General features: G+C 44.0%; 1 pseudogene. It reads right to left on the reverse strand.

Annotation, left to right across the window (positions count from 1 at the left end):
- A pseudogene (locus AAEY79_RS16470) lies at positions 1–234 on the reverse strand (hypothetical protein); the annotation flags it as partial.

The raw sequence follows: 234 nt of genomic DNA on the forward strand, positions 1-234 counted from the left end.
TATATACGCAGCTTCAGCTGTTTTATTTACTGTTAATTCAGCGAGGTCACAGTTGGTAGAGAGTTCACTGATGCTAGGCAATACCGCGCCACTCGCTAAAATGGCCTGCTCGTCGGCTTTTGTAATTTCGCCATCGGGACGATAAAACTTAAGGCCATTTCTATCAAAGGGAATATGGCTGCCTGTGATCATAATACTGGGTACATTATCTTGCATCGCTTTATAAGCCAGTGC

Origin of the sequence: Psychrobacter sp. GW64-MNA-CIBAN-0177 (genome assembly GCF_040309585.1) — a bacterium.
Taxonomy (GTDB): Bacteria; Pseudomonadota; Gammaproteobacteria; order Pseudomonadales; family Moraxellaceae; genus Psychrobacter; species Psychrobacter okhotskensis.